The sequence below is a fragment of the Bacillus sp. EB106-02-03-XG38 genome (assembly GCF_058792175.1).
Genome location: NZ_JBYTED010000007.1, coordinates 79,875 through 105,767 on the forward strand (window position 1 = coordinate 79,875; position 25,893 = coordinate 105,767).

Annotated in this window: 24 protein-coding genes, 3 riboswitches and 1 other annotated feature; of the genes, 6 read left to right on the top strand and 18 right to left on the bottom strand. The window is 36.2% G+C overall.

All coding sequences use genetic code 11. From position 1 onward, the window contains the following. The coding region (locus AC3WTI_RS24670; RefSeq protein ID WP_492304471.1) for an LPXTG cell wall anchor domain-containing protein at positions 1-649 on the top strand (649 nt) is incomplete at its 5' end. 208 nt (positions 650-857) lie between these two features. On the opposite strand, the gene proS is transcribed toward AC3WTI_RS24670, so the two are convergent. Further along, positions 858-2,288 carry a proline--tRNA ligase gene (gene proS / locus AC3WTI_RS24675; protein ID WP_087957315.1) on the bottom strand — a complete coding sequence of 477 codons (1,431 nt, stop codon included), beginning with the start codon at positions 2,286-2,288 and terminating at the stop codon, positions 858-860. Between the two features lie 47 nt (positions 2,289-2,335). Further along, positions 2,336-2,542 (bottom strand) — a binding site (T-box leader). 91 nt (positions 2,543-2,633) lie between these two features. Then, a complete protein-coding gene (locus AC3WTI_RS24680; RefSeq protein WP_033692393.1) occupies positions 2,634-2,927 on the bottom strand; it encodes a YesK-like family protein in 294 nt (97 codons plus the stop codon). 154 nt (positions 2,928-3,081) lie between these two features. Between AC3WTI_RS24680 and AC3WTI_RS24685 the strand changes: the two genes are divergently transcribed. Both AC3WTI_RS24685 and AC3WTI_RS24690 read left to right on the top strand, forming a co-directional pair. Then, positions 3,082-4,395 carry an alkaline phosphatase family protein gene (locus AC3WTI_RS24685; protein ID WP_087957316.1) on the top strand — a complete coding sequence of 438 codons (1,314 nt, stop codon included), beginning with the start codon at positions 3,082-3,084 and terminating at the stop codon, positions 4,393-4,395. 108 nt (positions 4,396-4,503) lie between these two features. Beyond that, positions 4,504-5,787: an MFS transporter gene (locus AC3WTI_RS24690; RefSeq protein WP_087957317.1), complete on the top strand. Its 1,284-nt coding sequence runs from the start codon at positions 4,504-4,506 to the stop codon at positions 5,785-5,787. Between the two features lie 63 nt (positions 5,788-5,850). On the opposite strand, the gene AC3WTI_RS24695 is transcribed toward AC3WTI_RS24690, so the two are convergent. The 7 genes from AC3WTI_RS24695 to AC3WTI_RS24725 all read right to left on the bottom strand — a co-directional run bounded on the left by AC3WTI_RS24695 (position 5,851) and on the right by AC3WTI_RS24725 (position 9,338). Then, entirely contained in the window at positions 5,851-6,102 is a 252-nt protein-coding gene (locus AC3WTI_RS24695; protein WP_002078892.1) for a helix-turn-helix transcriptional regulator, read from the bottom strand. A gap of 56 nt (positions 6,103-6,158) precedes the next feature. Then, on the bottom strand, positions 6,159-7,391 hold the full coding sequence (locus AC3WTI_RS24700; RefSeq protein WP_087957318.1) for an MFS transporter: 1,233 nt from the start codon (positions 7,389-7,391) through the stop codon (positions 6,159-6,161). A 66-nt stretch (positions 7,392-7,457) separates the two neighbouring features. Then, the gene (locus AC3WTI_RS24705; RefSeq protein ID WP_001254435.1) at positions 7,458-8,039 is read right to left on the bottom strand and encodes a TetR/AcrR family transcriptional regulator; all 582 of its coding nucleotides are present in this window, start codon (positions 8,037-8,039) and stop codon (positions 7,458-7,460) included. Positions 8,040-8,119: 80 nt separating this feature from the next. Beyond that, positions 8,120-8,263 (bottom strand): hypothetical protein, encoded by a 144-nt coding sequence (locus AC3WTI_RS24710; RefSeq protein WP_000817976.1) that lies wholly within the window; start codon positions 8,261-8,263, stop codon positions 8,120-8,122. Between the two features lie 125 nt (positions 8,264-8,388). Next, positions 8,389-8,628 (bottom strand): hypothetical protein, encoded by a 240-nt coding sequence (locus tag AC3WTI_RS24715; protein ID WP_087957319.1) that lies wholly within the window; start codon positions 8,626-8,628, stop codon positions 8,389-8,391. A 13-nt stretch (positions 8,629-8,641) separates the two neighbouring features. Next, complete coding sequence (locus tag AC3WTI_RS24720; protein ID WP_087957320.1) at positions 8,642-8,956, bottom strand: thioredoxin family protein; 315 nt, start codon at positions 8,954-8,956, stop codon at positions 8,642-8,644. Positions 8,957-8,966: 10 nt separating this feature from the next. Continuing rightward, on the bottom strand, positions 8,967-9,338 hold the full coding sequence (locus AC3WTI_RS24725) for a DnaJ family domain-containing protein (RefSeq protein ID WP_087957321.1): 372 nt from the start codon (positions 9,336-9,338) through the stop codon (positions 8,967-8,969). A gap of 357 nt (positions 9,339-9,695) precedes the next feature. On the opposite strand from AC3WTI_RS24725, the gene AC3WTI_RS24730 reads away from it, so the two are divergent. Next, on the top strand, positions 9,696-11,720 hold the full coding sequence (locus AC3WTI_RS24730) for a glycosyl hydrolase family 18 protein (protein WP_097840569.1): 2,025 nt from the start codon (positions 9,696-9,698) through the stop codon (positions 11,718-11,720). A gap of 456 nt (positions 11,721-12,176) precedes the next feature. Here AC3WTI_RS24730 and AC3WTI_RS24735 read toward each other — a convergent pair whose 3' ends face one another. From AC3WTI_RS24735 to AC3WTI_RS24765, 7 genes are all read right to left on the bottom strand, one after another. After that, entirely contained in the window at positions 12,177-13,715 is a 1,539-nt protein-coding gene (locus tag AC3WTI_RS24735) for an ABC-F family ATP-binding cassette domain-containing protein (RefSeq protein WP_097840570.1), read from the bottom strand. Between the two features lie 304 nt (positions 13,716-14,019). Next, positions 14,020-14,793, bottom strand: coding sequence for a hypothetical protein (locus tag AC3WTI_RS24740; RefSeq protein WP_253621468.1), 774 nt, complete (start codon positions 14,791-14,793; stop codon positions 14,020-14,022). A gap of 66 nt (positions 14,794-14,859) precedes the next feature. Continuing rightward, positions 14,860-15,609, bottom strand: a complete 750-nt coding sequence (locus tag AC3WTI_RS24745; RefSeq protein WP_087957325.1) for an ABC transporter ATP-binding protein — start codon at positions 15,607-15,609, stop codon at positions 14,860-14,862. Then, the gene (locus AC3WTI_RS24750; RefSeq protein WP_097840572.1) at positions 15,606-16,604 is read right to left on the bottom strand and encodes an ABC transporter substrate-binding protein; all 999 of its coding nucleotides are present in this window, start codon (positions 16,602-16,604) and stop codon (positions 15,606-15,608) included. The genes AC3WTI_RS24745 and AC3WTI_RS24750 overlap by 4 nt, the downstream gene beginning before the upstream one ends. After that, positions 16,601-17,374 (bottom strand): ABC transporter permease, encoded by a 774-nt coding sequence (locus AC3WTI_RS24755; protein WP_139365555.1) that lies wholly within the window; start codon positions 17,372-17,374, stop codon positions 16,601-16,603. The genes AC3WTI_RS24750 and AC3WTI_RS24755 overlap by 4 nt, the downstream gene beginning before the upstream one ends. Then, complete coding sequence (locus AC3WTI_RS24760; RefSeq protein WP_000082898.1) at positions 17,346-17,666, bottom strand: MTH1187 family thiamine-binding protein; 321 nt, start codon at positions 17,664-17,666, stop codon at positions 17,346-17,348. Before AC3WTI_RS24760 ends, AC3WTI_RS24755 begins: the two co-directional genes overlap by 29 nt. 100 nt (positions 17,667-17,766) lie before the next feature. After that, positions 17,767-17,868: riboswitch (TPP riboswitch) on the bottom strand. A gap of 61 nt (positions 17,869-17,929) precedes the next feature. After that, the gene (locus tag AC3WTI_RS24765; protein WP_087957327.1) at positions 17,930-19,672 is read right to left on the bottom strand and encodes a methyl-accepting chemotaxis protein; all 1,743 of its coding nucleotides are present in this window, start codon (positions 19,670-19,672) and stop codon (positions 17,930-17,932) included. A gap of 295 nt (positions 19,673-19,967) precedes the next feature. Then, positions 19,968-20,052: riboswitch (cyclic di-GMP riboswitch) on the bottom strand. 283 nt (positions 20,053-20,335) lie between these two features. Here AC3WTI_RS24765 and AC3WTI_RS24770 point away from each other — a divergent pair. Next, the gene (locus AC3WTI_RS24770; protein ID WP_097840573.1) at positions 20,336-21,649 is read left to right on the top strand and encodes an anaerobic C4-dicarboxylate transporter family protein; all 1,314 of its coding nucleotides are present in this window, start codon (positions 20,336-20,338) and stop codon (positions 21,647-21,649) included. A 106-nt stretch (positions 21,650-21,755) separates the two neighbouring features. On the opposite strand, the gene thiE is transcribed toward AC3WTI_RS24770, so the two are convergent. Together thiE and thiM are read right to left on the bottom strand one after the other, a co-directional pair. Beyond that, positions 21,756-22,415 (bottom strand): thiamine phosphate synthase, encoded by a 660-nt coding sequence (thiE, locus tag AC3WTI_RS24775; RefSeq protein ID WP_087957329.1) that lies wholly within the window; start codon positions 22,413-22,415, stop codon positions 21,756-21,758. A gap of 16 nt (positions 22,416-22,431) precedes the next feature. Next, entirely contained in the window at positions 22,432-23,247 is an 816-nt protein-coding gene (thiM, locus tag AC3WTI_RS24780) for a hydroxyethylthiazole kinase (protein ID WP_368665440.1), read from the bottom strand. A 63-nt stretch (positions 23,248-23,310) separates the two neighbouring features. Then, positions 23,311-23,420, bottom strand: a riboswitch (TPP riboswitch). A 267-nt stretch (positions 23,421-23,687) separates the two neighbouring features. Between thiM and topB the strand changes: the two genes are divergently transcribed. After that, positions 23,688-25,877, top strand: coding sequence for a DNA topoisomerase III (gene topB, locus AC3WTI_RS24785; RefSeq protein ID WP_087957331.1), 2,190 nt, complete (start codon positions 23,688-23,690; stop codon positions 25,875-25,877). The last annotated feature ends 16 nt before the right edge of the window (positions 25,878-25,893 follow it).

A 25,893-nucleotide genomic window follows, 5' to 3' on the forward strand; every position in this document is an offset into this window, starting at 1 on the left:
CTCTGGTGGCAATGGTTCCGGCGGCAACGGCTCTGACGGCAGTGGCTCTGGTGGCAATGGTTCGGGTGACAACGGTTCCGGTGGCAACGGCTCTGGCGGCAGTGGCTCTGGTGGCAATGGTTCTGGCGGCAACGGTTCCGGTGGTAATGGCTCTGGTGGCAGTGGCTCTGGTGGCAATGGTTCCGGCGGCAACGGCTCTGACGGCAGTGGCTCTGGTGGCAATGGTTCGGGTGACAACGGTTCTGGTGGCAACGGTTCCGGCGGTAACGGTTCCGGCGGCAATGGCTCTGACGGCAGTGGCTCTGGTGGCAGTGGTTCCGGCGACAACGGTTCCGGTGGCAATGGCTCTGGTGGCAACGGTTCCGGTGGCAATGGCTCTGGTGGCAACGGTTCCGGTGGCAATGGCTCTGGTGGCAGTGGCTCTGGTGGCAGTGGTTCTGGTGGTAACGGCTCTGGCGGCAGTGTTAAAGACGATAGCAGCTCTCAAGGTAGTGATGATTCTCAAGGGGGTAACGTAAAAGATAACGCGAAAAAACAAGGCGATAAGTTACCGAATACCGCAACACATTATCCGGCATCTATTTTAATGGGACTTTCAACATTCCTAATTGGTATGTTACTATTTATCCGCCGTAAAAACGCAAAATAAAACAAATCCTTCCATCTAAAAAATACATGAAATAAAGTGAAACTTTAATGGGCAGTTGATCCCCCACCTAACTTCTTTGCTTTCGCTGCATTTTGAGGTGGGGTCTTACTGCCCATTAAAGCGGGATAAATTGTAAAAACTAAAAGGACTTTAGGTTGCATTTTATTATGCAGCCCAAAGTCCTTTTTATCACTTATCAGAAAGATTATTAATACGCTTTTCCCCAATACACCATTTGTTTAGCTTCTTTACCACAACAAATACATTCGTCAGCTAAACGCTCTTGCTCAAAAGGCATACAGCGAGAAGATACTCCAACTTCTTCTTTTAGTTTCTCTTCACAAGCTAATTCTCCGCACCACATTGCCTTAATAAATCCTTGCTTTTCATCAGCTACTTTTTTCATCTCTTCAAAATTCGTTGCACTATACGTATTCTCATCACGAAATACTTTTGCCTTATTAAATAAAGAGTCATGAATTTCCTCAAGTAATGCTGGAATACGTTTTTCTAATTGATCCATTGATATAAATTCTTTTTCTTTCGTATCTCTTCTTACAAGTACAACTTGATTCTTTTCAATATCTTTAGGCCCAACTTCTAATCGAATTGGAATGCCCTTCATTTCATACTCATTAAATTTCCAGCCCGGTGTTTTATTACTAGCATCTATTTTCACGCGTGCAACCTTTTGAATATGCCCTTGTAACTCTGTTGCTTTCGCTAAAACTCCTTCTTTATGCTGAGCAATCGGTACGATAACAACTTGCACTGGTGCGACTTTAGGAGGCATTACAAGCCCATTATTATCACTATGAACCATAATAAGTCCACCTATCATCCTTGTTGATACTCCCCAAGATGTTTGGTGTACATATTGCCACTTACCGTTACGATCTAAAAACTTAATATCAAATGCTTCTGAGAAGTTCGTTCCAAAGTTATGGGATGTTCCTGTTTGAAGTGCTTTCCCATCATGCATTAAACTTTCAATTGTATAAGTTGCCTTTGCGCCCGCAAATTTTTCTTTTTCTGTTTTTTGTCCTTTAATTACTGGTATCGCTAAGTAGTCTTCACAGAAAGAAGCATATAGATTTAAAATATTTAACGTTTCAGCTTGAGATTCTTCTGCTGTTTCATGAATTGTATGTCCCTCTTGCCATAAGAACTCCGTTGTACGAAGGAATGGCCTCGTTGTCTTTTCCCAACGAACTACTGAACACCACTGATTATATAACTTTGGCAAATCATTATAGGATTGCACAATTTTTGAAAAGTGCTCACAGAATAAAGTTTCAGATGTAGGGCGTATACAAAGTCTTTCCGCTAATTTTTCATCCCCGCCATGTGTCACCCATGCTACTTCAGGAGCAAACCCTTCTACATGATCCTTCTCTTTTTGCAATAAACTCTCTGGAATAAACATTGGCATATACACATTTTCATGACCAGTTGCTTTTAACTTCTCATCCATAACCTTTTGCATATTTTCCCATAAGGCATAACCGTACGGGCGTAGAATCATACACCCTTTTACACTTGAATAATCAACAAGTTCTGCTTTTTTTACAATATCTGTGTACCACTGTGCAAAGTCCTCTTCCATCTTCGTAATTGCTTGTACTTGTTCTTTTGCCATAGTCAGTCTTCCTCCTTCTAGAAAATACAAAAAAGCCCGTGTCCCTAAATAGGGACCGAGCTTTGCCGGCGTTACCACCCTGATTCATGCACAAAAATTGCGCATGCTCTCTTTTTGATAACGGGAAATTCCCGCTGCATATGCAGAACGCAAAGGTAGGTTCCATATCGCCTTTTTAAGAATCTTTCAGCCTGACGGATTCTCTCTCTGCTAAAAAGGTTGAACATGTACTAGTCCTTTTTCATCGTTATAACGAAATAAATTTGTTGAATATCATAATATAAATTTCACCCTAAAACAAGAGTGAATTTTCTTATTTTTATATTCTTTTCATTTTTTACAGTTTTATACGTAGCTTTTTCGCGAGATTTTTAAAAGTTGATGTGCAATCATACCAATAAGTGTGCCCAGTAGGACGAAGAAACCAATAAATCCATATCCCATTCCTTCCCATCCACCAATAACCATCATTGTAACGGGAAAGGACGCTAAGCAAAGAAGTATTAAACTAAGTGCAAATATAATATCAAACTGCTTGTCTGGAAACCGTTTCTTTAGTAAATACGAAATAGCGAATACAAGAATAATTGTAATTCCACCAATGATGTAGAAGATACCAAATCCATCTAGCAGATCCACAGTATTCCCTCCTTTCATTCATTCCCTTATACTTAATTATATGTTTAACTTTTCTGAAAATAAATAATAAATTTTATTCAAAAACATATTTTTATTACTAGGTATTAATAGTAATATATAGTAATAGGTTTCATATAATTAGGAGGATTACTTTATGGATAAAGCATTAACGAATCGTGTCATCATTTTATCATTCGACTGTTTATCAGCTTTAGATTTTCCTATACTACAAAAATTACCTCACTTCCAATCTCTAATAAAAAAGGGCACGGTTGTCGAAAAAGTAGAACCAATTTATCCTTCTGTAACATACCCAAGTCACTCAACAATCGTTACTGGAAACTATCCTAATAAACATGGCGTAGTTAGCAATACATTACTTCAACCTGGGCGCCAGTCACCAGATTGGCATTGGTACCGAAAATCTATTAAAGGAACAACATTATACGATGAAGCACGTAAAGCAAATTTAACGACAGCTGCCCTGCTATGGCCTGTTACCGGCAGAGCAAATATTGATTACAATTTACCAGAAATCTTTCCAAATAGGCCGTGGCAAAATCAAGTTTTAGTTTCATTATTTAGCGGTAGCCCGCTATATCAATTAGATTTAAATCGTCGTTTCGGCCATATACGAAATGGACTGTCACAACCCGAACTCGATGATTTCGTACTTGCTTCTGCTGTGCATACAATCCAGACGAAGAAGCCGAATGTCATGTTCGTACATTTCACCGATTTAGACACCCAAAGACACTATCACGGCTTTGAATCAAAAGAAACAATAGCTGCAATTCATAGACATGACGAACGGCTAGGGAAAATTATTCAAGCTTTAAAAGACAGTGACCTATACGAAGAAAGTACAATTATCGCTCTTGGTGATCATAGCGCTTTAAGTGAAAACAGAGCCATTCAATTAAATGTACTATTTCATCAAAAAGGGCTTATATCTATAAATTCAAAAGGAAAATTAATAGACTGGAAGGTCTATTGCCAAAGTTGTGACGGATCTGCCTATGTATATGTGAAAGACAAGAACGATACCGATACAATTCGAGATGTACAACTACTACTTGAAGAACTACTTCAAAATAAACAAAACGGTATTGAATTTATACTTCATGATGAGGACGCGAAGGAATGCGGTGCAGATGGCAATTGTTTATTCATGTTAGAAGCACGAGAAGGGTATTATTTCACTGAAAACTATACAGGAGATTTTATAAAAGAAATTACTGAAAAAGATGTTACGCCTAATAAAAAATATACATTTGGTACGCATGGATACTCTCCAACAAAACCTAACTATGAAACAATTTTCATAGCTGCCGGGAAAGGGATAAAAAGCGGCATTACCATACCATATATGAGACTTATTGATGAGGGCCCAACTATCGCTAGACTACTCGGTTTACACTTAGGTGAAACAGACGGATCAATTGTAGAGGATTTACTCCAATTGTAAAGAACTGTGTATATATGTAAAAGTTATGTAAAAATCATCACTGTTTCTCTTTTTATAATTTTTATTTTTGTACACTGTTAGTAGAACAAATTTAAGGGGGAACATTATATGAAAAAAATGTCCAGACAAGAAAAAAGCTGGATATTATACGATTGGGCGAACTCCGTATATTCGCTCGTCATTACAACTGCATTATTTCCAATTTACTTTAAAGCAGCTGCAAAAGAAGCTGGACTATCTGGGGCAACTTCAACAGCATATTGGGGATATGCAAACTCGTTCGCAACACTTTTAATTTCTATACTTGCTCCTATTCTCGGCACAGTCGCTGATTATAAAGGATTTAAAAAACGATTTTTCACATTCTTCTTTGGACTCGGTATCGTATTTACAAGTATGCTAGCAGTCGTCCCAACATCTCAGTGGTACTTATTACTAGGGTGCTATATGCTAGCATTAGTCGGTTTTGCTGGGGCAAATATCTTTTATGATGCATTTTTAGTAGATGTCACTTCTGAAGATAGAATGGACCGAATTTCTACGAGAGGCTTTGCGTTAGGTTATATTGGGAGTACTATTCCTTTTATCGGTTGTATCGCTCTTATTATTCTTGCTCAAAAAGGAACTATTCCTTTATCCGTTGGCATCGCTAGTCAAATTTCATTCGCGATAACGGCTCTTTGGTGGGGGTTATTTACAATTCCAATGCTAAAAAACGTAGAGCAAACACACTATATCGAGCGTCACCCTAGACCAATTACAATGAGCTTCAAACGCCTTGCTGCCACTTTTAAAAATATTAAAGAATATAAAACAGTATTCATGTTCCTAATCGCTTACTTCTTCTACATTGACGGGGTCGATACAATTATTACTATGTCCACCGCTTACGGAACAGATCTTGGTATTAGTGCAACGAATCTATTAATCATCTTATTCGTCACACAAATTGTAGCTTGTCCATTCGCTTTATTATACGGAAAATTATCAGAAACATTTACAGGTAAAAAGATGCTATATGTCGGTATTATTATTTATATCATTATCTGCACATATGCCTATTTCTTAAAAACGACACTCGATTTCTGGATTTTAGCAATGTTAGTTGCCACTTCTCAAGGCGGGATTCAAGCACTTAGTCGTTCCTATTTTGCAAAACTAGTACCTAAAGAATCTGCGAATGAATTCTTCGGATTTTATAATATATTTGGCAAGTTTGCCGCGATTATGGGTCCAGTATTAGTCGGTGTTACAACGCAATTAACAGGAAAAACAAACGCTGGTGTCCTTAGTATTATTGTACTGTTCATTATCGGTGGATTCTTATTAACTAGAGTTCCCGAAAATAATACATCCGTTACACCACCGAGCCCCACAACGAAAACGCTATAAGAAAAAGAGCCTCTTCAAATAAGAAGAGGCTCTTTTATTGATAACGCCCCACAACGAAAGACGCTACATCTTATACAAAAATAGTTTATCAACAGTTGTTCCTAATACTTCCGCTAAACGAAAAGCTAACGCTAAGCTTGGATCATATTTATTATTCTCAATTGCATTTATCGTCTGTCTTGAAACTTTACACTTATCAGCTAATGCACCTTGTGAAATATTATTTTCAGTGCGTAATTCATAAATTTGATTTTTCACATCTTTTCTCCTAACATGTAAAATCGTTTTTACAACATTAGTATATAGTCGGTACATTTCCTTGTCAAAAGATCGTCATGAGAAAAGGGAGCAATTCAGCCCCCTTACAATAGCTATTTCGAAACCAATGAATTCGTCATTTCCTCTTGATTAACAACATCTTCTTTCTTTATTTGCATACGTAAAACCGGACCTATTGCTAATAAAATAAGTGACATTGCTATACAAAATACGGTAACTAGTGAGGTCATTTCCTTTAATCCGCCAGCTAGTGAAGTCCCAATTAACATTGCCCCCATAAACAACGGTAAAATCGTCCCATTTACTCTTCCAACCATATTTTCTGGTACAAGTTGAATCATAAGCGCACCGACAACGATATTAACACAAGCTAAACAAATACCTGTTCCAAATCTCATAAAACTAGTAACCCAAAATGATGTAGATAGCCCTTCCACTAAAAATGACATCGCTAATATACTCATACCGAATACAAACATCTTTTTCGGATTCACTTTTGAAGCGAAAACTGCAGCAACAATACCACCAATTAACATACCTATGCCATCAGCTGCTGCTAAATATTGCACTGCTTCCTTTTCCATTCCAAGACGCTCTATTACAAGAAACACCTCTAACGGATTCGTTAGTCCAACAGCTAAGCCCATAATGGTGAAAGTGATCGTAATCATACGTAAATTTTTCGTATGAAGAACGTACTTCCAACCTTCTTTTATATCATTTTTCAATGAATCTCTCGCCACTTGCTCTTGTTCCACCCATTTTGGTAAAAACGAAAGAGCGATAGCAGATAACAAAAATAAAATGATTAAGCTATATAGTGACGTAAATAAACCAAGTTGTGTATACACAAGCGATCCTACCACTGGTCCGAAAATCATAAATAATGACTGTAATGTTTGGTTAAATGCAATCGCATTTGCTATCTGTTCTTCTTTTACGTAGCGCTTAAATATACGCGAAGATGATGGCTGAGAAAATTGACCTACAATCGCGGAAATGAGTGTTGCAAAAAATATAGCCTGCCAATAATCCAGCTTTAACAACAAGACAATTCCTATAATAGACAGTACGCTTAATACATCTCCAGCGACCATTGTTCTTTTCGGATTCCAGCGATCCGCTAGCGCACCACCGATAAACGAGAAAATAAAAATAGGTGCATATTCCATAACCGATAACAATGAAACGGAAACTGGATCATTATTCGTTCGCTCCATTATGAAATACAAAAGAGCCATATTTCTAATCCAAATTGCAAATTGTTGTAAAATATCAGATGCCATAACGAGCATAAATGCTCGATTTTTAAATAAAGCGTTCATTTTCATTCCCCTTTCATAAACCGACCGTTCGGTCTAATTTGTTTTGTAAGAAAAGCAACTGACCTATTATTCAGCTGCCATTCCTTTTAACAATACATCTATTGCCTTTTTATAAATACGTTTCAGCTCTTTATAATCTAACTCGTAATAAAGTACTCCAAGCCCTGATAATAATCCATTCACAATATACATAAGATCGCGCGTATTATCTTCACGAAACTCTCCAGACTGTATACCAGCTTCAATTAGTTTCTCAAACATAACATATGATTCTCTAGTTAAAGCTAATAGTTCATCCAAAATCTCTTTACTTACGACTTGGCTCATAGAGAATTCCTCTATTGCATTTGAAATTGGTTGCTGTATGTCCTCTACATGATATTCCGCGAGACCATATAGTTTTTCAGTATTCGTACTATACAACTTCTCCTTTTCATTCCATTTTTCAAGCCAATCATACGTATGCTGTTTTACTACAAATAAAAATAATTCTTCTTTACTTTTAAAGTGATAATAAATGCTTCCTTTACTTCGCTCTGTAATTTCACAAATCTCTTCCATAGATGTAGCTGCATAGCCCTTCTGTGAAAACAGACTTTCTGCTTTATATGCAATTTCTTTCTTTATCTCTTCTGCGCTTCTTCTCATATTTACACCTCTTTAAACCGACCGTTCAGTCTAATAATAACAAATAAAAAACCTCTATCGCAAGAGGCTATATTCCTTATTTAAGAAAACGTACTTTCAAACCACGTTCGAATCATATGTATGATTCCAATTTTAAATCCTAGTTTAACAAGAAATACGCCTCCCGCAGCTAATAAAAATAACATTACTTTCCCCTTGTTTTTCACTTTCGGTTCCCTTTTCATTTCCATTCCCCTTAGTACGTTAAAAATATGTAATCAAACGTTTGTTTAACTGTTTTTATGCGTATGTAAGTCAACTAAACAAACGTTTGTTTAAAAAGAAATACGCCCTATATGGCGTATTCTCATCAATCACCGCCACCTCCACCACCATCGCAGCTGCCTCCGCTATCTCCGCCAAAAGATCCTCCGCAATCATGCGAGCTATCATTATCAGACCCAGCAAAGAAAAATAATGGTGATGAACTGTTAGATGAATTATGAATGTTATTTTGTTTCGTAAGATTTACCTTCTTTTTGTTTGATCTAACTGCTGTTACAATTATTCCAACTACAACAAATAATAGTATGAAAATAATAAATTCCATATAAAAACCTCCCTTAATCTTCGAATAATTGAATAGTTCTCTCTAGATTTTCAAGTGAAATAAAGCGAGATTCACGAAGGATCTCTTTTCCATTATAAAATAATAAAACTGTTGGCCCTGTAAATACTGCATATCGCCCTGCAATTTCTTGCATGTCTTGTAGTAATATTTCTACTTTTTCTACGTAATCATAATTCTCTAATACACCATTTACTTTTCTTAACATAACATCACAAACACTACAATTTTCTGTTTTAATAAACAGAAGTACTAATTGTTGTTCTTCAATATATGTCGATAATTCTTCTATCGTTTCAAATGTATTCATCTTATCCCTCTTAGCGTAATTTACGAAATACTTTACCTTGGTACATACGAAAAACTGAACTATCTTTCATTTTCCTCTTTTCCATTACCTGCTGAAAACGCAGCGTTTTTGCTGTTAACTCTTCTTGTAATTTTTTTCTCTCTGCTTCATCATAACAGCACGCAATTAAGTCTTCTATTTTTAATATATCTTTTTGTAGTTCCATTTCTGGTGGAATCATACCCGCATTTTTTAAAATTTTATAACTCATTCTAAGTTCTGGAGGTACCATTGAAAGGTCTTCTAATTGTAGTGGTTTTCCTTTTCCCGGAATATAATCAAGGTCTCCATTCCGTATTGCTTGTCTAATTTTTTCTTCAGCAATGTTCAAAAAGACATCCACACCATTCGCTCCTTTACATATTTTTACTATTATTTTACATGATATTTTCTCATCTTGCTACGCTATTACAAATTGACTTCATACAATTTTTTCTCAAATTTAATTCCAAGAAGCCCTTTCCTCCCTAATCAATATTTTATTTTCATGTGTAATCTGTATTAGAGCCATTTCATATTGAGAAAGTCTTTTCGAATCCAATAAAGCGTTTACACCAAATCTTACATTTGCTACGATTTAATCACCCCAGCTCCCTTGTATAGACTTCGTGATGTCTGATCATTTTTATCTAGACGTTTCATTTTGGTTTATTGGCGCATGCCTTTAAATATATCTTTTATTTTGAAAGGAGAAATGACTATGAAATCAAAAAAATTCACGCTGCTATTACTATCCCTACTACTCTTCTTACCTCTTTTTCTCACAAACTTTATTACTCCAAATTTCGCATTAGCAGATTCACCAAAGCAAGGTCAAAAAATTGTTGGGTATTTTCCTTCTTGGGGCATTTACGGACGTAATTATCAAGTTGCAGACATTGATGCATCAAAGCTAACTCATTTAAACTATGCTTTCGCTGATATTTGCTGGAATGGAAAACACGGAAACCCTTCTACTCACCCCGATAATCCAAATAAACAAACGTGGAACTGTAAAGAATCTGGTGTACCACTGCAAAATAAAGAGGTTCCTAATGGTACTCTCGTACTCGGCGAACCATGGGCTGATGTCACAAAATCTTATCCGGGATCAGGTACAACTTGGGAAGATTGTGATAAATACGCCCGTTGCGGAAATTTCGGAGAACTGAAACGATTAAAAGCTAAGTATCCTCACTTAAAAACAATTATTTCCGTTGGTGGCTGGACTTGGTCTAACCGCTTTTCTGACATGGCCGCCGATGAAAAAACAAGAAAAGTATTCGCTGAATCTACAGTAGCTTTTCTTCGCGAATATGGATTTGACGGTGTTGATTTAGATTGGGAATACCCAGGCGTTCAAACAATTCCTGGTGGTAGTTATCGTCCTGAAGATAAGCAAAACTTCACCCTACTCCTTCAAGATGTTCGAAATGCATTAACGAAAGCTGGTGCAGAAGATGGGAAACAATATTTACTAACAATCGCGTCAGGTGCAAGCCAACGTTATGCGGATCATACAGAGCTAAAGAAAATTTCTCAAATACTGGATTGGATTAATATTATGACATATGATTTCCATGGTGGATGGGAAGCTACTTCTAACCATAATGCAGCTCTATACAAAGACCCAAATGACCCAGCAGCGGATACGAAATTTTATGTAGATGGTGCGATAGATATTTATACAAATGAAGGGGTTCCAGCTGATAAACTCGTATTAGGTGTACCTTTTTACGGACGTGGATGGAAAAGTTGCGGAAAAGAAAATAACGGCCAATACCAACCTTGTAAGCCAGGTAGTGATGGAAAACTCGCTTCTAAAGGAACTTGGGATGATTATTCTACCGGTGACACAGGTGTGTACGATTATGGTGATTTAGCAGCTAATTATGTTAATAAAAATGGTTTTGTTCGCTATTGGAACGATGTAGCGAAAGTACCTTATTTATATAATGCGACTACAGGCACGTTTATTAGCTATGATGACAGCGAATCTATGAAATATAAAACAGACTATATAAAAACAAAAGGTTTAAGTGGCGCAATGTTTTGGGAACTAAGCGGGGATTGCCGTACAAGTCCAAAATATAATTGTAATGGACCTAAATTACTTGATACGCTAGTAAAAGAGTTACTTGGTGGACCTATTACTCAAAAAGATACTGAATCACCAACAAACGTAAAAAACATCGCTGTTACAAATAAAAACTCAAACTCTGTTCAATTAAACTGGACTGCATCTACTGATAACGTAGGAGTTACGGAATATGAAATTACTGCCGGAGAGGAGAAATGGAGTACAACTACAAATAGCATTACAATTAAAAACTTAAAATCTAATACAGAATACACATTTTCAATAATAGCAAAAGATGCTTCTGGAAATAGATCACAGCCTACTTCTATTATTGTAAAAACAGACGATGCTAACACAACACCTCCTGATGGAAATGGGAATGCTACTTTTTCAGTCACTTCAAACTGGGGAAGTGGTTACAACTTCTCGATTGTAATTAAAAATAGTGGAACGACCCCTATTAAAAACTGGAAATTAGAATTTGATTACAACGGCAATTTAACACAAGTTTGGGATTCTAAAATTAGTAGTAAAATAAATAATCATTACGTAATTACGAATGCAGGATGGAATGGTGAAATTCCTCCTGGAGGATCGGTTACAATCGGAGGGGCAGGAACAGGCAACCCTGCTGAACTTGTAAATGCATCCATTAGCGAAAACTAAACGTAATCTCCATTAATTATTTCACTAAAGTTTGAATTTAGGTTTGAGTGCTCTATCCTAAATTCAAACTTTTAATTTTATGAAAAATCACAAACAAACATCATAATAACCTATTATAATTATATTTAGTTTCCAATATGAAGTTAGTGTGAAGTTCATCTGAATTTTACATGAATTCCCTTTAATTTCTATTGTCTTCCTATACCAATCACATTATCCTTTACATATAGGAATTAGTTTTCATTCCATTTCAAACTATCTATATATAAAGAAAGATAGTCGCCTATTAGGGAAAGGCATCTAGTATGATTATAAATATAACAAAAGAAAAAGCACGCTTATAAGCGCACCATAAGAGTGCTTCTTCATACAATTCTCATGTAAGAGTTCTCGAAAATCATGTTAATCACAAAGAAAAGGCATTAGCTTATACAAGCTAATGCCTTTTCTTTATCCCTATTGTTCAGCGTTCCATTCTTCTATATTCCATACTTTTGTTATCCATGCTTCATAGAAAGAAGGCTCATGTGAGACAAGTAAAACTGTTCCTGTATATTGTTGTAACGCTTCCTGCAATGCCTTCTTTGTTTCTATATCTAAATGATTAGTTGGTTCATCTAAAATTAAAACATTGCTTCTCATTACGATAAGTTCGCATAAACGTACTTTCGTTTGTTCCCCACCGCTTAATAAACGGATAGGTTTTAATACGTGTTCTTCTTTCAATCCACACTTTGCTAATGCTTGGCGTACTTCTTTCCTTGTCATATCTGGTCGTTCTGCCCAAACTTTCTCTAATGGTGTTGTTTCTGAAGCAAACTCTTCCTGTGCAAAATAGGCAGGATTTACTCGATCGCCAACAGAAATTGAACCACTTAGCGGCTTTATTTGACCTAATAACGTTTTTAACATCGTCGTTTTTCCAATTCCATTATGACCAATAACCGCTATCTTTTCGCCTTTTTTTACTTGTAAATTCAACTCTGGACATAACGGATCACTATAACCTATCCTTAGTTGCTCAGCTTGCAATATACGACTTACTGGCTCCTCATAAACATTGAAATCAAAACGGGGTCGAGTTACATGAGTAACCTTTTCAACCCTTTGCATTTTCTCCAATACTTTCTCTCGACTTTTAGCCTGTTTCGCTTTTCGAATTTTATTTTTTTGAATAAATGTTTCTAACTGAGAAATTTCTTTTTGTTGTTTCACATACGCCGATTGTAATTGTTTCTTTTGCACTTGATAACTTTGTACAAACTTTTCATAATTTCCTACGTATCGCTTTACTTTCCCTCCTTCTAGATGATAAATAATATTTGTAATACTGTTCAAAAATAGTTCATCATGCGAAATGATCACATAAGCTTTTTCATACAGTCTCAAATACGATTGCAACCATTCTATATGAGCTGTATCTAAATAATTTGTTGGCTCATCTAGCAATAAAACATCAGCTTTTTCTAAAAGGAGCTTCCCAAGTAATAACTTTGTTCGCTGTCCTCCACTTAACTTTGAAACGTCCTTTTTAAGCCCTATTTCAAATAACCCTAAACCGACTGCTATTTCTTCAATTTCTGTATGAATGTGATAGAAATTAGAGCTTTCCAATATAGTTTGTAATTCTCCATATCTTACTAACAGTTTTTCTATTTCTTCTGCTCCAACCATTTCTTCTGCAATTTTTAACATTTTGCGTTCAATCTCATACAAATCCGAAAATGCACTTTGTAGATATCCTTCAATTGTGATTCCCTCTTGTAAATCCATATGCTGCTGTAAAAAACCTACCTTCACATGTGGAAACCATTCAATGTTCCCATCATCATGTATAAGCTCTCCTGTTAAAATCTTTAACAATGTTGATTTTCCAATTCCATTTCCCCCTACTAATCCAACATGCTCGCCCTTTAATAGTCGAAAACACGCATTATATAAAATGGTTTTCTCACCATACGAATGACTTAAATTTTCTACTGTTAATATACTCATTTTTTCTCTCCTTTACTTATAGTTCATAAGCTAAATAGAGAGCGCAACAGTATAAATCCTTATTTAATTGTACATACAAAAAATGGGTAAGGTGAATACACCTTACCCATTACATATTATCGTAAAAAAGGATTAAGGTTCTTTACCTGCTGTCTTCAATTTAGCTTAATCATTAAAAATGGGCAGACTTCTCCCGTATCAAGCTAAAACCATTTGAAGAACAGTTGATAAAGTCATTTTATCCTTTCACTCCTTTAACATTTGTTATATTAAGAGTATAAACTACTCTTTTATATTCTATTCTCTATTTTTTCTTTTGTTCCTTCTCCATTTTATCGTTTTCTGCATAAATTTCTTTATACATCTTTTCTAATGCATATGGACTTGTAAAGATAATTGTTAACGATTTCCACATATAAATTCTTCTTTGTAATTCTATCCCATACTCTTTACTCACTATATTTTTCACTTCTGGGATAGGATCTTCAGTTTGGAATTGTTGCACAGACTTCAATTCATTCGTTTTAAAATCTGTTAAAAATCCTATTACACTTCGCCCATGTTCCTGTGACCTTTCTTCTAAATCAAACTGAATCGAATGAACAAATCCTAAAACGTGAAAGATTTGAGCATGTAACCCGATAGCTGCACGCTGTTCCATTAAGTTGTAGCACTCTCGTTTTAACTCTTCTACCATTTCTAAAGAATTTCTATTAACTTTTCTTTTGCCAACAAACATAATTTTTACAATATGAGCGACTGCTCCCATACTTTTTAATACACTCTCTAAAATTTCTACCGCGTCTTCTACATAACCATTTGAAATTATAGAATGAATAAATTCATCTAATAGCGATTGAAACTTTTTAATTAAATGTAAATCACATAATTCCGGAACTTCTTCTCTCAATTGATTTCGGCCTTGAACCCACTTTAAAATTTCTGTCATTTCTTCTTCTTTTAATTCGTGATATCCCATACCATACTTCATTAATAACATATGATTTTTTAATAAGGACTTTCCTTCTTCAAGATTATCAGCTGTTAACGAATCAACTATTTGCTCTATAGATTTCATCTTTCTCCCCCTATACAAAAAAGCCTCTTAACAGCGATTATACCAAAAACTGTTAAAAGGCTTTTTCTATTTTTTCATATAAGGAGCTAATACTCTCAAAATTTCTTCCTTATCCTGCTTTAACTCAAGTGATGTTAACATATCCATCGTTCTCGGCCTAGGTAATTTCACTTGTACCTCGCCAACTATTGATGCTGGCCTTTGAGATAAAATAAATACGCGATCCGAAAGTAAGATAGCCTCATCCAAGTCATGTGTAACCATAACGATTGTTTGCTTCTCTTGGTGCCAAGAGTTTAAAAGCCAGCTATGTACTTCCATTTTTGTAAAAGCGTCTAATTTACCAAAAGGTTCATCAAGTAGCATAATTGGCTTTTCACATAAATATGTGCGCAGAAAACTAATCCTTTGACGCATACCACCTGACAATTCATCTGGATAATGGTCTGCATATTCATCTAGTTCAAACTGCTTTAATGCTTCCATTCCCTCTGTCAGCCTTTGTTTTTTCGGTTTACCTTCGATTTCCAATGGCAGCACTATATTTTGCAATGCCGATCGCCACGGTAGTAATAAATCTTGTTGTGGCATATAGCTTACGACATCTTGCTCTCGTACGTGCGTATCCTTATAGGTTACATTCCCGCTTGTTGGATTTTCAACATTTGCAATCATATTTAATAATGTGCTTTTCCCGCAACCACTCGGTCCTACAAAAGAAACAAACTCTCCCTCTTGTATAGAAGCACTAATATTTGCTAATACATTCTTTCCATCGAAAGATTTCACAATATCTTTTATTTGTAATCCACTCATTTTTCGCTAGGAAGGAACTCATTTGTAAAGGCATCTTTTACATCAATTTTCTTCTTAATAACTTTGTTATCATATAAGAAATTCATGTAATTCGTCCAAACTTCTTCCTTCTGTACTCCCCATGCTTTTGCATCATCTTGATACTTCGTACTTAACCACTTTTGACTTTCTTGTACTAAGTCTTTATTCACGTCTGGAACAGCTTTAATTAAAATATCAGCAGCTTCTTTCGGTTCTTTAATTGCAAAATTATAACCATCTGTCGTTGCACTCATAAACTTTTTCACAAAGTCTTTATCTTGTTTCGTATGTTTTTCACTCGTAATCATAACAGGACTATAGAAATCAAGCGCTGGGTCTAAATCTTTCACCATAATCGTATTTAACTCTTTTCCTTGGCGCTTCGCTTCAATTCCATCCCATCCGTAATAAATCCATTCAAAGTCTGCATCACGGCCGATTGATTTAAAGAAATCGGTTTGTCCTAAGATGATTTTTTCAACTTTATTAAAATCAACTTGATGTTTCTCCATAATTGTCTTTAATGTAGCTTCTTCTGCTGGTCCTCCCCAGCCTCCGTAGCGTTTGCCTTCAAAATCTTTCGGTGAAGTCATGTTATCTTTCTTAAGCGATGCAAAAGCTGAAGTGTTATGCTGAATAATCGCTCCGACAGATACAACGGGAATCCCTTCCACACGAGCCAACGTTACATTTTCTTGTGCGCTTATTGCGAAGTCAGCTTTTCCTGAAGCTATCATTTGCTCCGCTGTCACATTATCACCAGGCTGAATAATTTCCACATCTAAGCCTTGCTTTTTATAATAATCTTTCGCTTGCGCTACATATAAGCCAGTATGATTCGTATTCGGAAACCAATCTAATACTACTTTTACTTTTTGATATTTACTCGCACTTTCTTCTTTCTTCGCTGGGTTACACCCAACCACACCTACTGCTAATAAGGCAGCCAACATAACTTTTAAACCTTTTTTCATTTTCTGCCGTCCTTTCTATATATCCATGGTGCTGTTATTCTTGCCATAAACTCTACGATAAAATACAGGCATAATGTCACCATAACAATAATTGCTGCAACACCAAATACTCGGGCTGTTAAAAAGGATTTCGTAGCCCTCGTAAGCATAACTCCTAATCCTTCACTGGCACCGAGCCATTCTCCAATAATCGCTCCCATTACGCTATATGTAACTGCAATTTTTAAACCTGAGAAAAAGTATGGAAGTACTGCTGGAAACTTTACTTTCTGGTAAATTTGCCATTTCGTTGCCTTCATGGTTTGCAACAACTTCAACATATTTTTATCTACTGTTTGAAAACCTTCTAAAATGCTAAGCGCAATCGGGAAGAAACAAACGAGTATGACTACCATTACTTTCGGTAACATTCCATACCCAAACCAAATAATAAATAACGGTGCAAGTACAACGATTGGAATCGTTTGAGAAATAACAAGCAATGGATTTATTAAAATACGAAATAAAGGAATAACGTCCATAATAATTGCAATACTTGTCCCAATTAAAATAGCAAAGAACAGTCCAATTATAACCTCTTGCAACGTTTGCATCGTATTCGGTAATAGTAAATCTTTCATTCCTATTAACTCTTGAACAATGGCAGAAGGCTTCGGTAAAATCCAAGGTTCAATTTTAAATAATGAAACAGATCCTTCCCATATCGCAATGAGAAGGATAAGCCAAATTGTTGTAATTATTTTAGATTGCTTCTGGTTTTGCATATTCATCACGGTACTTCCAAACTTTTTCATCTATCGTTACACCAGTGCTTGGACGATAGTGGATTTTAATAGAAGTAATTACTTCTTCTGCTCCAGCATCCACACACGCTTGTTGTGCACGTTTAATGACATCAAGAAGTACATCTAATTCTCCTTCCAGCGTTGTTTCCATTGCCCCTACTTCATAACGAACTCCCGATTGTTGTACAACCTCAATTGCTTTATCAACAACAGAATACACATCTTTGTTCTTCGCTTGTGGTACTACTGAAAATGAAATTGTAACTTGTTGTGACATAGTAAAATCCCCCTTATAATATGAAATATTAAAACAAGAAAAGGCTTTCCTACTGCGTAGGAAAGCCTTGTATGCAAGTTATTATAGAATAACATATGCTACATCACTTTAAGTAACTCCCTACGCTGGCATTATCCAGATCAGGTTGAGGGTCGATGTTTGTTTACATCCTCTCAGCCAATTGGCTCCCCGGTCCTTAATTCGTTTTCATTGTAGCATGATTTATTTTATTGAACAAACAAAAGTACGTATAATCATTTCATTTAACTTTTGAATTCACCAATTAACTCTTGTAACTCCTGTGAAAGCCAGCTTAAAGAACTGGCTAATTCAGCAATATCCTGTACAGACATTTCCTGTTCTTTCATACTTTCTTCAATATTATTACTACTATTTGCATACGTATTTGCGATAAGTGATAGTTCATTTACAACCCGAACAATATTTTGGCTATTTTGCAATATATCACTTGAATTGTCAGAAACAACTCTAACTTGATTTGTAACAGATTGTGCTGATTTTGAAATTTCACCAAAGAAAGCACCACTACTTTCAACAAGTTTCATTCCAGATTCTACTTCTTTTAAAGTATTTTGAATTGAAACAACAGCTTCTTCCGTACCAGCTCGTATTTCCCCTATTAATTTTGCTATATCTTTTGCTGATGCTTCCGTCTGCTCTGCTAATTTACGTACTTCATCCGCAACAACGACAAATCTCTCACCAGTTTCCTCAGCACATGAAATTTCAATAGTAGTAGCATCTAGAGCTAGCGAATTCGTTTGATTTGAAATACCGGTAATTACTGTTACAATGTCACTAATTTCTTTTGATCTTTTTTCCAAAGTATAAATAATAGAAGATAAATTTTGTACTGCATTTTGTATGATGTTCATTTGATTAATCGTCTGTTCAATAATACCATTTCCTTTTACTGAATGATGGTTTGTACCTTCAGACTCTTTCGCCATTTGTTTTGCAGTATTCGTTATCTCTTCCATCCTATCTTCCATTTCATATATAATATCTAAATACTTTGGTACTGCAGTTTCTTGTAATTGAACGCCAGCTCTTAACTCAACTATAGAACTTACGATTCCTTGGACTGCCATGCTATTCTCTTTCGTACTCACTGACAATTCTTGTGAAGATGAGGAAACCTGTTCTGCTGTCTGCTTTACTTTATCTATAATTCCTTTAAACTTCTCGATGGTATTATTAAAATACGCATTAATAATACCAATATCATCTGGTCTTTCCTCTAATTTAATACTTAAGTCACCTTCTCCGACTTTGCGCAATCCTTCACGTAAATCCCGCAATGGAGCAAGTGCGTTACGTACGATTAGGAATTGAATAACCGTTGCAATTAGAACAGAAATACAAATAAACATTAAACCTTGTATAATGAACTTTTCCTTTGTACTAGGAACAATAGAGGCATCTACATCAGCTGCAACAAGTGCCACAATGTTACCTTCTCCATCTGTAATTGGCTCTAATATCGTTACCCATGTTCCTAATGCATCTTCATATACTACTGTCATGTTTGCTTTTTTTGTGCTCATTACTTTATCATATGCTTCCATCCAAAGATCTGGTTGTTTATAATATTCTCCTGGCCTTACTTCAACAACATTTGCTAAACCTGTAGACAAATCAATGATTTGTAGCTCACCTTTTTCATTTTTTTTCGCTCCAACAATATATGTTTGTCCAACACTGTTCAATTCTTCCGTTGATTCATCTAATTTCTCTGTTAACTTCTCTCTCTTTTCTCCTTCTGCCGTTGGGTCTTTTGCAACATCTCTTAATATTTCCGCGTCTAATTTATGTAATACCGTATCTCCTGTTTCAAAAGAATGCCTTTCAAATATAGACATCATGCTATTTTGAAACATGTTAAAACTTAACGCTCCCATAGTACCAACAAGCGTCAAAATAACTAGCACAGTTAACAATACATTTTTTTGAAGAAATGATAGCTTGTGCCAATATTTTTCCATTAACATCACCTTTCTTAATTAACGTAATATAAAGTGAAACTTTAATCAGTGGGGATTTTCTTCATCCCCCACTGATTATTAGTTGAACCAATCGGACTTTTATGAGGAGTTGATCCCCCACCTAAATTCTTTGCTTTCGCTGCATTTTGAGGTGGGGGTCTTACTGCCCATTAAAGTCGGATAAATTAAGACTATTAAAATATAAACCTCATTAACAATTGATAAAGGTTCTCATTTGTTTACAAATAAAAAAAAGACCAATGAAAAGAGCATTGGTCAAGACCAACCCTATCCGTCCGGTAACTGGCTAGCATAGCCTTTCGGCCTTAGCTCCTGTAGTTTTGCGTCCTAATGTTTCCATCAGTTTGCCTTTCTCGCTGAACGAGTTGAACGATATGGGAGTTCTATGAGAATTAAATTATTCTCTATCAAAGATTACAACATAAAAATTAAAATGTCTACCTATTTATAGATGTAAATGTAAAGTTTCAATGTATTATTTTTTCGAAATAATTTAACAAAGTTCGTGAATGTTACATTTCTTGTGTTATATAATAAAAAATGTATGAAACACAAGGATTATTTTGAGTATTTATTTTAATTTTCGTTCAAATTAAATTATTCAAATATATCTTAACTAACGAATTTCGGAGGTAGTTTATCATGTTTTGGCTACAATTTCTTACGTTACTACTCTGCATTTTTATTGGCGCACGCCTAGGTGGAGTTGGTTTAGGAGTAATGGGTGGCGTCGGTATGGCAATACTTGTTTTCGTCTTCCATTTACAACCTACAGCTCCTCCTATTGATGTAATGCTTATGATTTTAGCAGTAATTACAGCTGCCGGTGCACTTCAAGCCGCTGGAGGAATGGACTACCTTGTTCATCTGGCTGAAAAAGCATTACGAAAAAATCCAAAGCGTATTACATTCTTTGCTCCAATTGTTACTTATTTATTTACACTCTGCGCAGGAACTGGTCACGTTGCTTATTCTGTACTTCCTGTTATCGCAGAAGTCTCTCGCGAATCTGGGATTAGACCGGAACGACCGATGTCAATTGCCGTAATCGCTTCCCAACAAGCAATTACAGCTAGTCCTATATCAGCTGCAACAGTTGCACTTTTAGCAATGTTAGCTGACTATAAAATCACTTTATTAGATATTTTAAAAGTAAGTATCCCTTCTACTTTCATCGCTTGTATGGTAGCTGCATTTGTTGCTAGCAAAATGGGGAAAGAACTAAATGAAGACCCTGAATACTTGAAACGTTTAAAAGAAGGAATGATTCCTAAAATTGAAGAGAAGAAAGAATTTGTTGGCTTAAAAGGCGCTAAACTATCCGTTATCCTTTTCTTAGTAGGAACTTTCCTTGTTGTACTTCTCGGTTCATTTGAAGCACTTCGTCCAGGATGGATGGTCGACGGGAAGTTAACTCGTCTTTCCATGCCAAACACAATTGAAATGGTTATGTTAACGATCGCAGCCCTTATTATTATTTTCTGTAAACCAAATGTAGAAAGCATCGTGTCAGGTAACGTCTTTAAAGCGGGAGCAACAGCAGTTGTTGCTATTTTCGGTATCGCTTGGATGGGAGATACTTTCTTTAATGGAAACTTAAATATGATTCAAGGATCAATTCAACACCTAGTAACAAGTGCACCATGGCTATTTGCCATCGCATTATTCATTCTATCTATTTTACTATATAGCCAAGCCGCAACAGTACGTGCTTTAATGCCTCTTGGATTATCACTCGGTATTCCACCAGCACTACTAATCGCAATGTTCCCTGCAGTAAATGGATACTTCTTCATTCCAAACTATGGAACAATCGTTGCTGCCATCAACTTTGATCGCACTGGTACAACTGGCATTGGTAAATATGTTTTAAATCATAGCTTTATGATTCCAGGCCTTATCGCAACATTCACTTCTATCGGAATTGGAATGCTCTTAATATCAATTATGTTTTAAAGAAAAAGCACAAACCTACATTTTTAAAGGGTTTGTGCTTTTTTAATCAAACGTTTGTTTAAATATTTTTAACTGTCCATTATGTTCTTTACTGAAGTTTCTTTTTCTACAAACTCTTACTTACTTCCTCCACTAACTTCTTCGTACTTTCATACGCAGATTCCGCTAAACTAATCGCAGAAATAATAGAAACACCGTCCGCACCCGCTTCTATAACTGAAGCTGTATTTTCAATTGTAATACCACCAATCCCGACGATCGGTATTGTAATTTCTTGCTCTCTAAAATGAGCTAAACCTTTCGTTCCTTGCACAGCTTTCGTATCTTTTTTCGTACTCGTTGGGAAAATAGGGCCAACACCTAAATAATCAGCTCCGTTTTCAATTGCCCAGTGTGCTTCTTCAATTGTATGTGTAGATACACCAACAATTTTATCTCCCATTTTCTCACGAACAGAAGTAATTCCTTCATCATCTTGTCCAACATGCACACCATCTGCATCTAACTCAAGAGCTAGTTCCACATCATCATTTACAATGAAAGGTACACCGTACTCCTTACAAATTGCTTGCAGTTCTTTTGCGAAACAAATACGTTCCTCTCCTGTTAAAGCACCTTCTCCCTTTTCACGAAATTGAAAAATTGTTATACCGCCTTCAAGTGCATCTCTCAATACTTGTAGTGGCTCCTTCGTACAATTGTTACTTCCCATAATAAAGTATACTGATAACAACCTAGACATTTCATCCTTTGTAATACGCGGCATCTAGTTCTCCCCCTTACTATATAAGCTCAATCTTCCCGTACTTCTCAATATCATCTGAAGTTGTATTCGCTAACTGATTTAAAAATTCAATTTGGAAACTACCAGGTCCATACTCCACTGTCTTAGCAGCTGCCAGTTCCGCAGCTACACCATAAAACGTTAATGCCGCTACCGCTGCCTTTACATAATCCTTTTCTACTGCTACAAATGCTCCTATTACAGAAGTTAGTAAACAACCAGTTCCTGTAACTTTCGTTAAAATAGGGTGACCATTTTGAATAAGAATTGTTCGCTCTCCATTTGTAACAACATCGTCTTTTCCAGTAATCACCGCAACTGTATTTAATTCATCGGCTGCCTGCCTTGCAATGCTTACGACATTACCATTTCCAGCACCGGCGTCTACTCCTTTAATTTCCCATCTCTCATTAATAACGTTCGCTATTTCAGCTGCATTTCCGCGAATAATTGCTAACTCGATTTCGGCTGGAATATGTCTCGCAACTTCTGTTCGATACGATGTTGCTCCTGCACCAACTGGATCAAACAGTACTGGTACATTATTCACATTTGCTGATTTACCCGCAAGTAACATCGCTTCTACTTCTTCAGGACGAAGTGTCCCCATATTTAATACTAACGCTCCAGCAATGCTAGCCATTTCTGCTACTTCTTCTTTCGCATACGCCATTACAGGTGATGCTCCTAACGCTAACAAGCCGTTAGCTGTAAAATTTGTTACAACAACATTTGTAATATTATGAACGAGCGGATTAGACTCTCTCACCAAATCCACTACTCTACTAATTTCTTTTATATTCATCCTTCTCATCCCCTAACTATAGTAATGGGAGATACACAAAAAGGCACTTTGCGCGTACGCAAAGTGCCTGAACATGTGCTTTTACACTCTCCCTACGCTGGCATTATCCAACAGGTTCAAATGGTCAATGACGGATTAGTCATACTCTCAGTTTGCATCCACAAACTCCCATGTGCTTATTATTCTTCTACTTCAAAGTCTACTCTTATTCTAGTAAAATAACAAGTTCTTTACTTTTCTATTTAAATAGAAGCAACTAATAAAACAATAAGCATAATAACTATCTATTTCTCACAGTCTCATCATGGTGCATATTATGTTCTGTCGCCATCATTCTCTTTCAAACGGATGTTATCCCACTAAAAAACGTTCAAATCTGGAGCGAAACTGAATCTCAAGAAGATGTATGCTATAGTTAACGTATGGAAATTTGAAAGGATGTTTTTAATATGGCAAAAAGCGTTGTAATCGCTGAAAAACCTTCCGTTGCACGAGATATTGCGCGTGTACTTAAGTGCGATAAAAAAGGAAACGGCTACCTTGAAGGTAGTAAATATATTGTAACTTGGGCTTTAGGTCACCTTGTTACATTAGCAGATCCAGAAAGCTATGATGTGAAATATAAAAAGTGGAATTTAGAAGATTTACCTATGCTACCTGAGCGTTTGAAACTAACGGTTATTAAACAAACAGGGAAGCAATTTAACGCTGTGAAGAGTCAGCTACTTAGAAAAGATGTAAATGACATTATTGTAGCGACAGATGCTGGACGTGAAGGAGAATTAGTCGCTCGCTGGATTATTGATAAGGTTCGAGTTAACAAACCGATCAAACGTCTATGGATTTCATCTGTTACTGATAAAGCGATTAAAGATGGTTTCGCTAATTTAAAACCAGGTAAAGCATATGACAATTTATACGCTTCAGCAGTTGCACGTTCAGAAGCTGACTGGTATATCGGTCTTAACGCAACTCGCGCTTTAACGACTCGCTTTAATGCCCAGCTGAATTGTGGCCGTGTACAGACACCTACTGTCGCTATGATCGCTAATCGTGAAGATGAAATAAAGAACTTCAAAGCTCAAACTTACTACGGCATCGAAGCTCAAACAGCCGATAGGTTAAAACTAACTTGGCAAGATGCTAACGGTAATAGCCGCAGTTTTAATAAAGAAAAAATTGATGGCATTGTAAAAGGTTTAGATAAGCATAATGCTACTGTTGTGGAAATTGATAAAAAACAGAAGAAGTCCTTCTCTCCTGGTCTTTACGATTTAACTGAATTACAACGTGATGCAAATAAAAAGTTTGGTTACTCTGCGAAAGAAACATTAAATATTATGCAGAAATTGTATGAGCAACATAAAGTGCTAACATACCCTCGTACAGATTCACGCTATATTTCATCTGACATTGTTGGAACACTTCCAGAACGTCTAAAGGCGTGCGGGGTTGGAGAATACCGTCCTTTAGCACATAAAGTATTACAAAAGCCTATCAAGGCTAATAAATCATTTGTTGATGATAGTAAAGTAAGTGATCATCACGCAATTATTCCGACAGAAGGATACGTTAACTTCTCAGCCTTCACAGATAAAGAACGTAAAATTTATGATTTAGTTGTAAAACGTTTCTTAGCTGTTTTATTCCCAGCATTCGAATACGAACAACTAACATTACGTACAAAAGTTGGCAATGAAACGTTCATCGCACGCGGAAAAACAATTTTACATGCCGGCTGGAAAGAAGTATATGAAAACCGCTTTGAAGACGATGATGTAATGGATGACGTAAAAGAGCAACTTTTACCTCGCATCGAAAAAGGCGATACATTAACTGTAAAGTTAATTATGCAAACATCGGGCCAAACGAAAGCACCTGCACGTTTTAACGAGGCGACTTTACTTTCAGCAATGGAGAATCCTACAAAATATATGGATACGCAAAATAAACAACTTGCTGATACGTTAAAATCAACTGGTGGATTAGGTACTGTAGCAACGCGTGCTGATATTATCGACAAGCTATTCAATTCATTCTTAATTGAAAAACGTGGTAAAGATATTCACATTACTTCAAAAGGCCGTCAGTTACTTGATTTAGTACCAGAAGAGTTAAAATCACCTACACTAACTGGCGAGTGGGAACAAAAGCTAGAGGCGATCGCAAAAGGTAAACTGAAAAAAGAAGTTTTCATTTCAGAAATGAAGAACTATACGAAAGAAATTGTATCTGAAATTAAATCGAGTGATAAAAAATATAAACATGACAACATTTCAACAAAGTCTTGTCCAGACTGCGGTAAACCAATGCTAGAAGTAAACGGCAAAAAAGGAAAGATGCTCGTTTGCCAAGATCGTGAATGTGGCCATCGTAAAAATGTATCTCGTACAACAAACGCTCGCTGTCCGCAATGTAAGAAGAAGTTAGAATTACGTGGTGAAGGTGCGGGACAAATCTTTGCATGTAAATGTGGCTATCGTGAAAAACTTTCCACATTCCAAGAAAGACGTAAAAAAGAATCTGGAAATAAAGCTGATAAGCGTGACGTTCAAAAATATATGAAACAACAGAACAAAGAAGAAGAACCATTAAACAACCCATTCGCAGAAGCGTTAAAAAAATTAAAATTTGATTAAACAAAAAGGTTCCTAC

Excerpts from the sequence above, each read along its gene's own strand:
- proS (WP_087957315.1), bottom strand. The coding sequence starts at position 2,288 with ATGGCAAAAGAACAAGTACAAGCAATTACGAAGATGGAAGAGGACTTT.
- AC3WTI_RS24685 (WP_087957316.1), top strand. The coding sequence starts at position 3,082 with ATGGATAAAGCATTAACGAATCGTGTCATCATTTTATCATTCGACTGT.
- AC3WTI_RS24690 (WP_087957317.1), top strand. The coding sequence starts at position 4,504 with ATGAAAAAAATGTCCAGACAAGAAAAAAGCTGGATATTATACGATTGG.
- AC3WTI_RS24695 (WP_002078892.1), bottom strand. The coding sequence starts at position 6,102 with ATGTACCGACTATATACTAATGTTGTAAAAACGATTTTACATGTTAGG.
- AC3WTI_RS24700 (WP_087957318.1), bottom strand. The coding sequence starts at position 7,391 with ATGAACGCTTTATTTAAAAATCGAGCATTTATGCTCGTTATGGCATCT.
- AC3WTI_RS24705 (WP_001254435.1), bottom strand. The coding sequence starts at position 8,039 with ATGAGAAGAAGCGCAGAAGAGATAAAGAAAGAAATTGCATATAAAGCA.
- AC3WTI_RS24710 (WP_000817976.1), bottom strand. The coding sequence starts at position 8,263 with ATGAAAAGGGAACCGAAAGTGAAAAACAAGGGGAAAGTAATGTTATTT.
- AC3WTI_RS24715 (WP_087957319.1), bottom strand. The coding sequence starts at position 8,628 with ATGGAATTTATTATTTTCATACTATTATTTGTTGTAGTTGGAATAATT.
- AC3WTI_RS24720 (WP_087957320.1), bottom strand. The coding sequence starts at position 8,956 with ATGAATACATTTGAAACGATAGAAGAATTATCGACATATATTGAAGAA.
- AC3WTI_RS24730 (WP_097840569.1), top strand. The coding sequence starts at position 9,696 with ATGAAATCAAAAAAATTCACGCTGCTATTACTATCCCTACTACTCTTC.
- AC3WTI_RS24735 (WP_097840570.1), bottom strand. The coding sequence starts at position 13,715 with ATGAGTATATTAACAGTAGAAAATTTAAGTCATTCGTATGGTGAGAAA.
- AC3WTI_RS24740 (WP_253621468.1), bottom strand. The coding sequence starts at position 14,793 with ATGAAATCTATAGAGCAAATAGTTGATTCGTTAACAGCTGATAATCTT.
- AC3WTI_RS24745 (WP_087957325.1), bottom strand. The coding sequence starts at position 15,609 with ATGAGTGGATTACAAATAAAAGATATTGTGAAATCTTTCGATGGAAAG.
- AC3WTI_RS24750 (WP_097840572.1), bottom strand. The coding sequence starts at position 16,604 with ATGAAAAAAGGTTTAAAAGTTATGTTGGCTGCCTTATTAGCAGTAGGT.
- AC3WTI_RS24755 (WP_139365555.1), bottom strand. The coding sequence starts at position 17,374 with ATGAATATGCAAAACCAGAAGCAATCTAAAATAATTACAACAATTTGG.
- AC3WTI_RS24760 (WP_000082898.1), bottom strand. The coding sequence starts at position 17,666 with ATGTCACAACAAGTTACAATTTCATTTTCAGTAGTACCACAAGCGAAG.
- AC3WTI_RS24765 (WP_087957327.1), bottom strand. The coding sequence starts at position 19,672 with ATGGAAAAATATTGGCACAAGCTATCATTTCTTCAAAAAAATGTATTG.
- AC3WTI_RS24770 (WP_097840573.1), top strand. The coding sequence starts at position 20,336 with ATGTTTTGGCTACAATTTCTTACGTTACTACTCTGCATTTTTATTGGC.
- thiE (WP_087957329.1), bottom strand. The coding sequence starts at position 22,415 with ATGCCGCGTATTACAAAGGATGAAATGTCTAGGTTGTTATCAGTATAC.
- thiM (WP_368665440.1), bottom strand. The coding sequence starts at position 23,247 with ATGAGAAGGATGAATATAAAAGAAATTAGTAGAGTAGTGGATTTGGTG.
- topB (WP_087957331.1), top strand. The coding sequence starts at position 23,688 with ATGGCAAAAAGCGTTGTAATCGCTGAAAAACCTTCCGTTGCACGAGAT.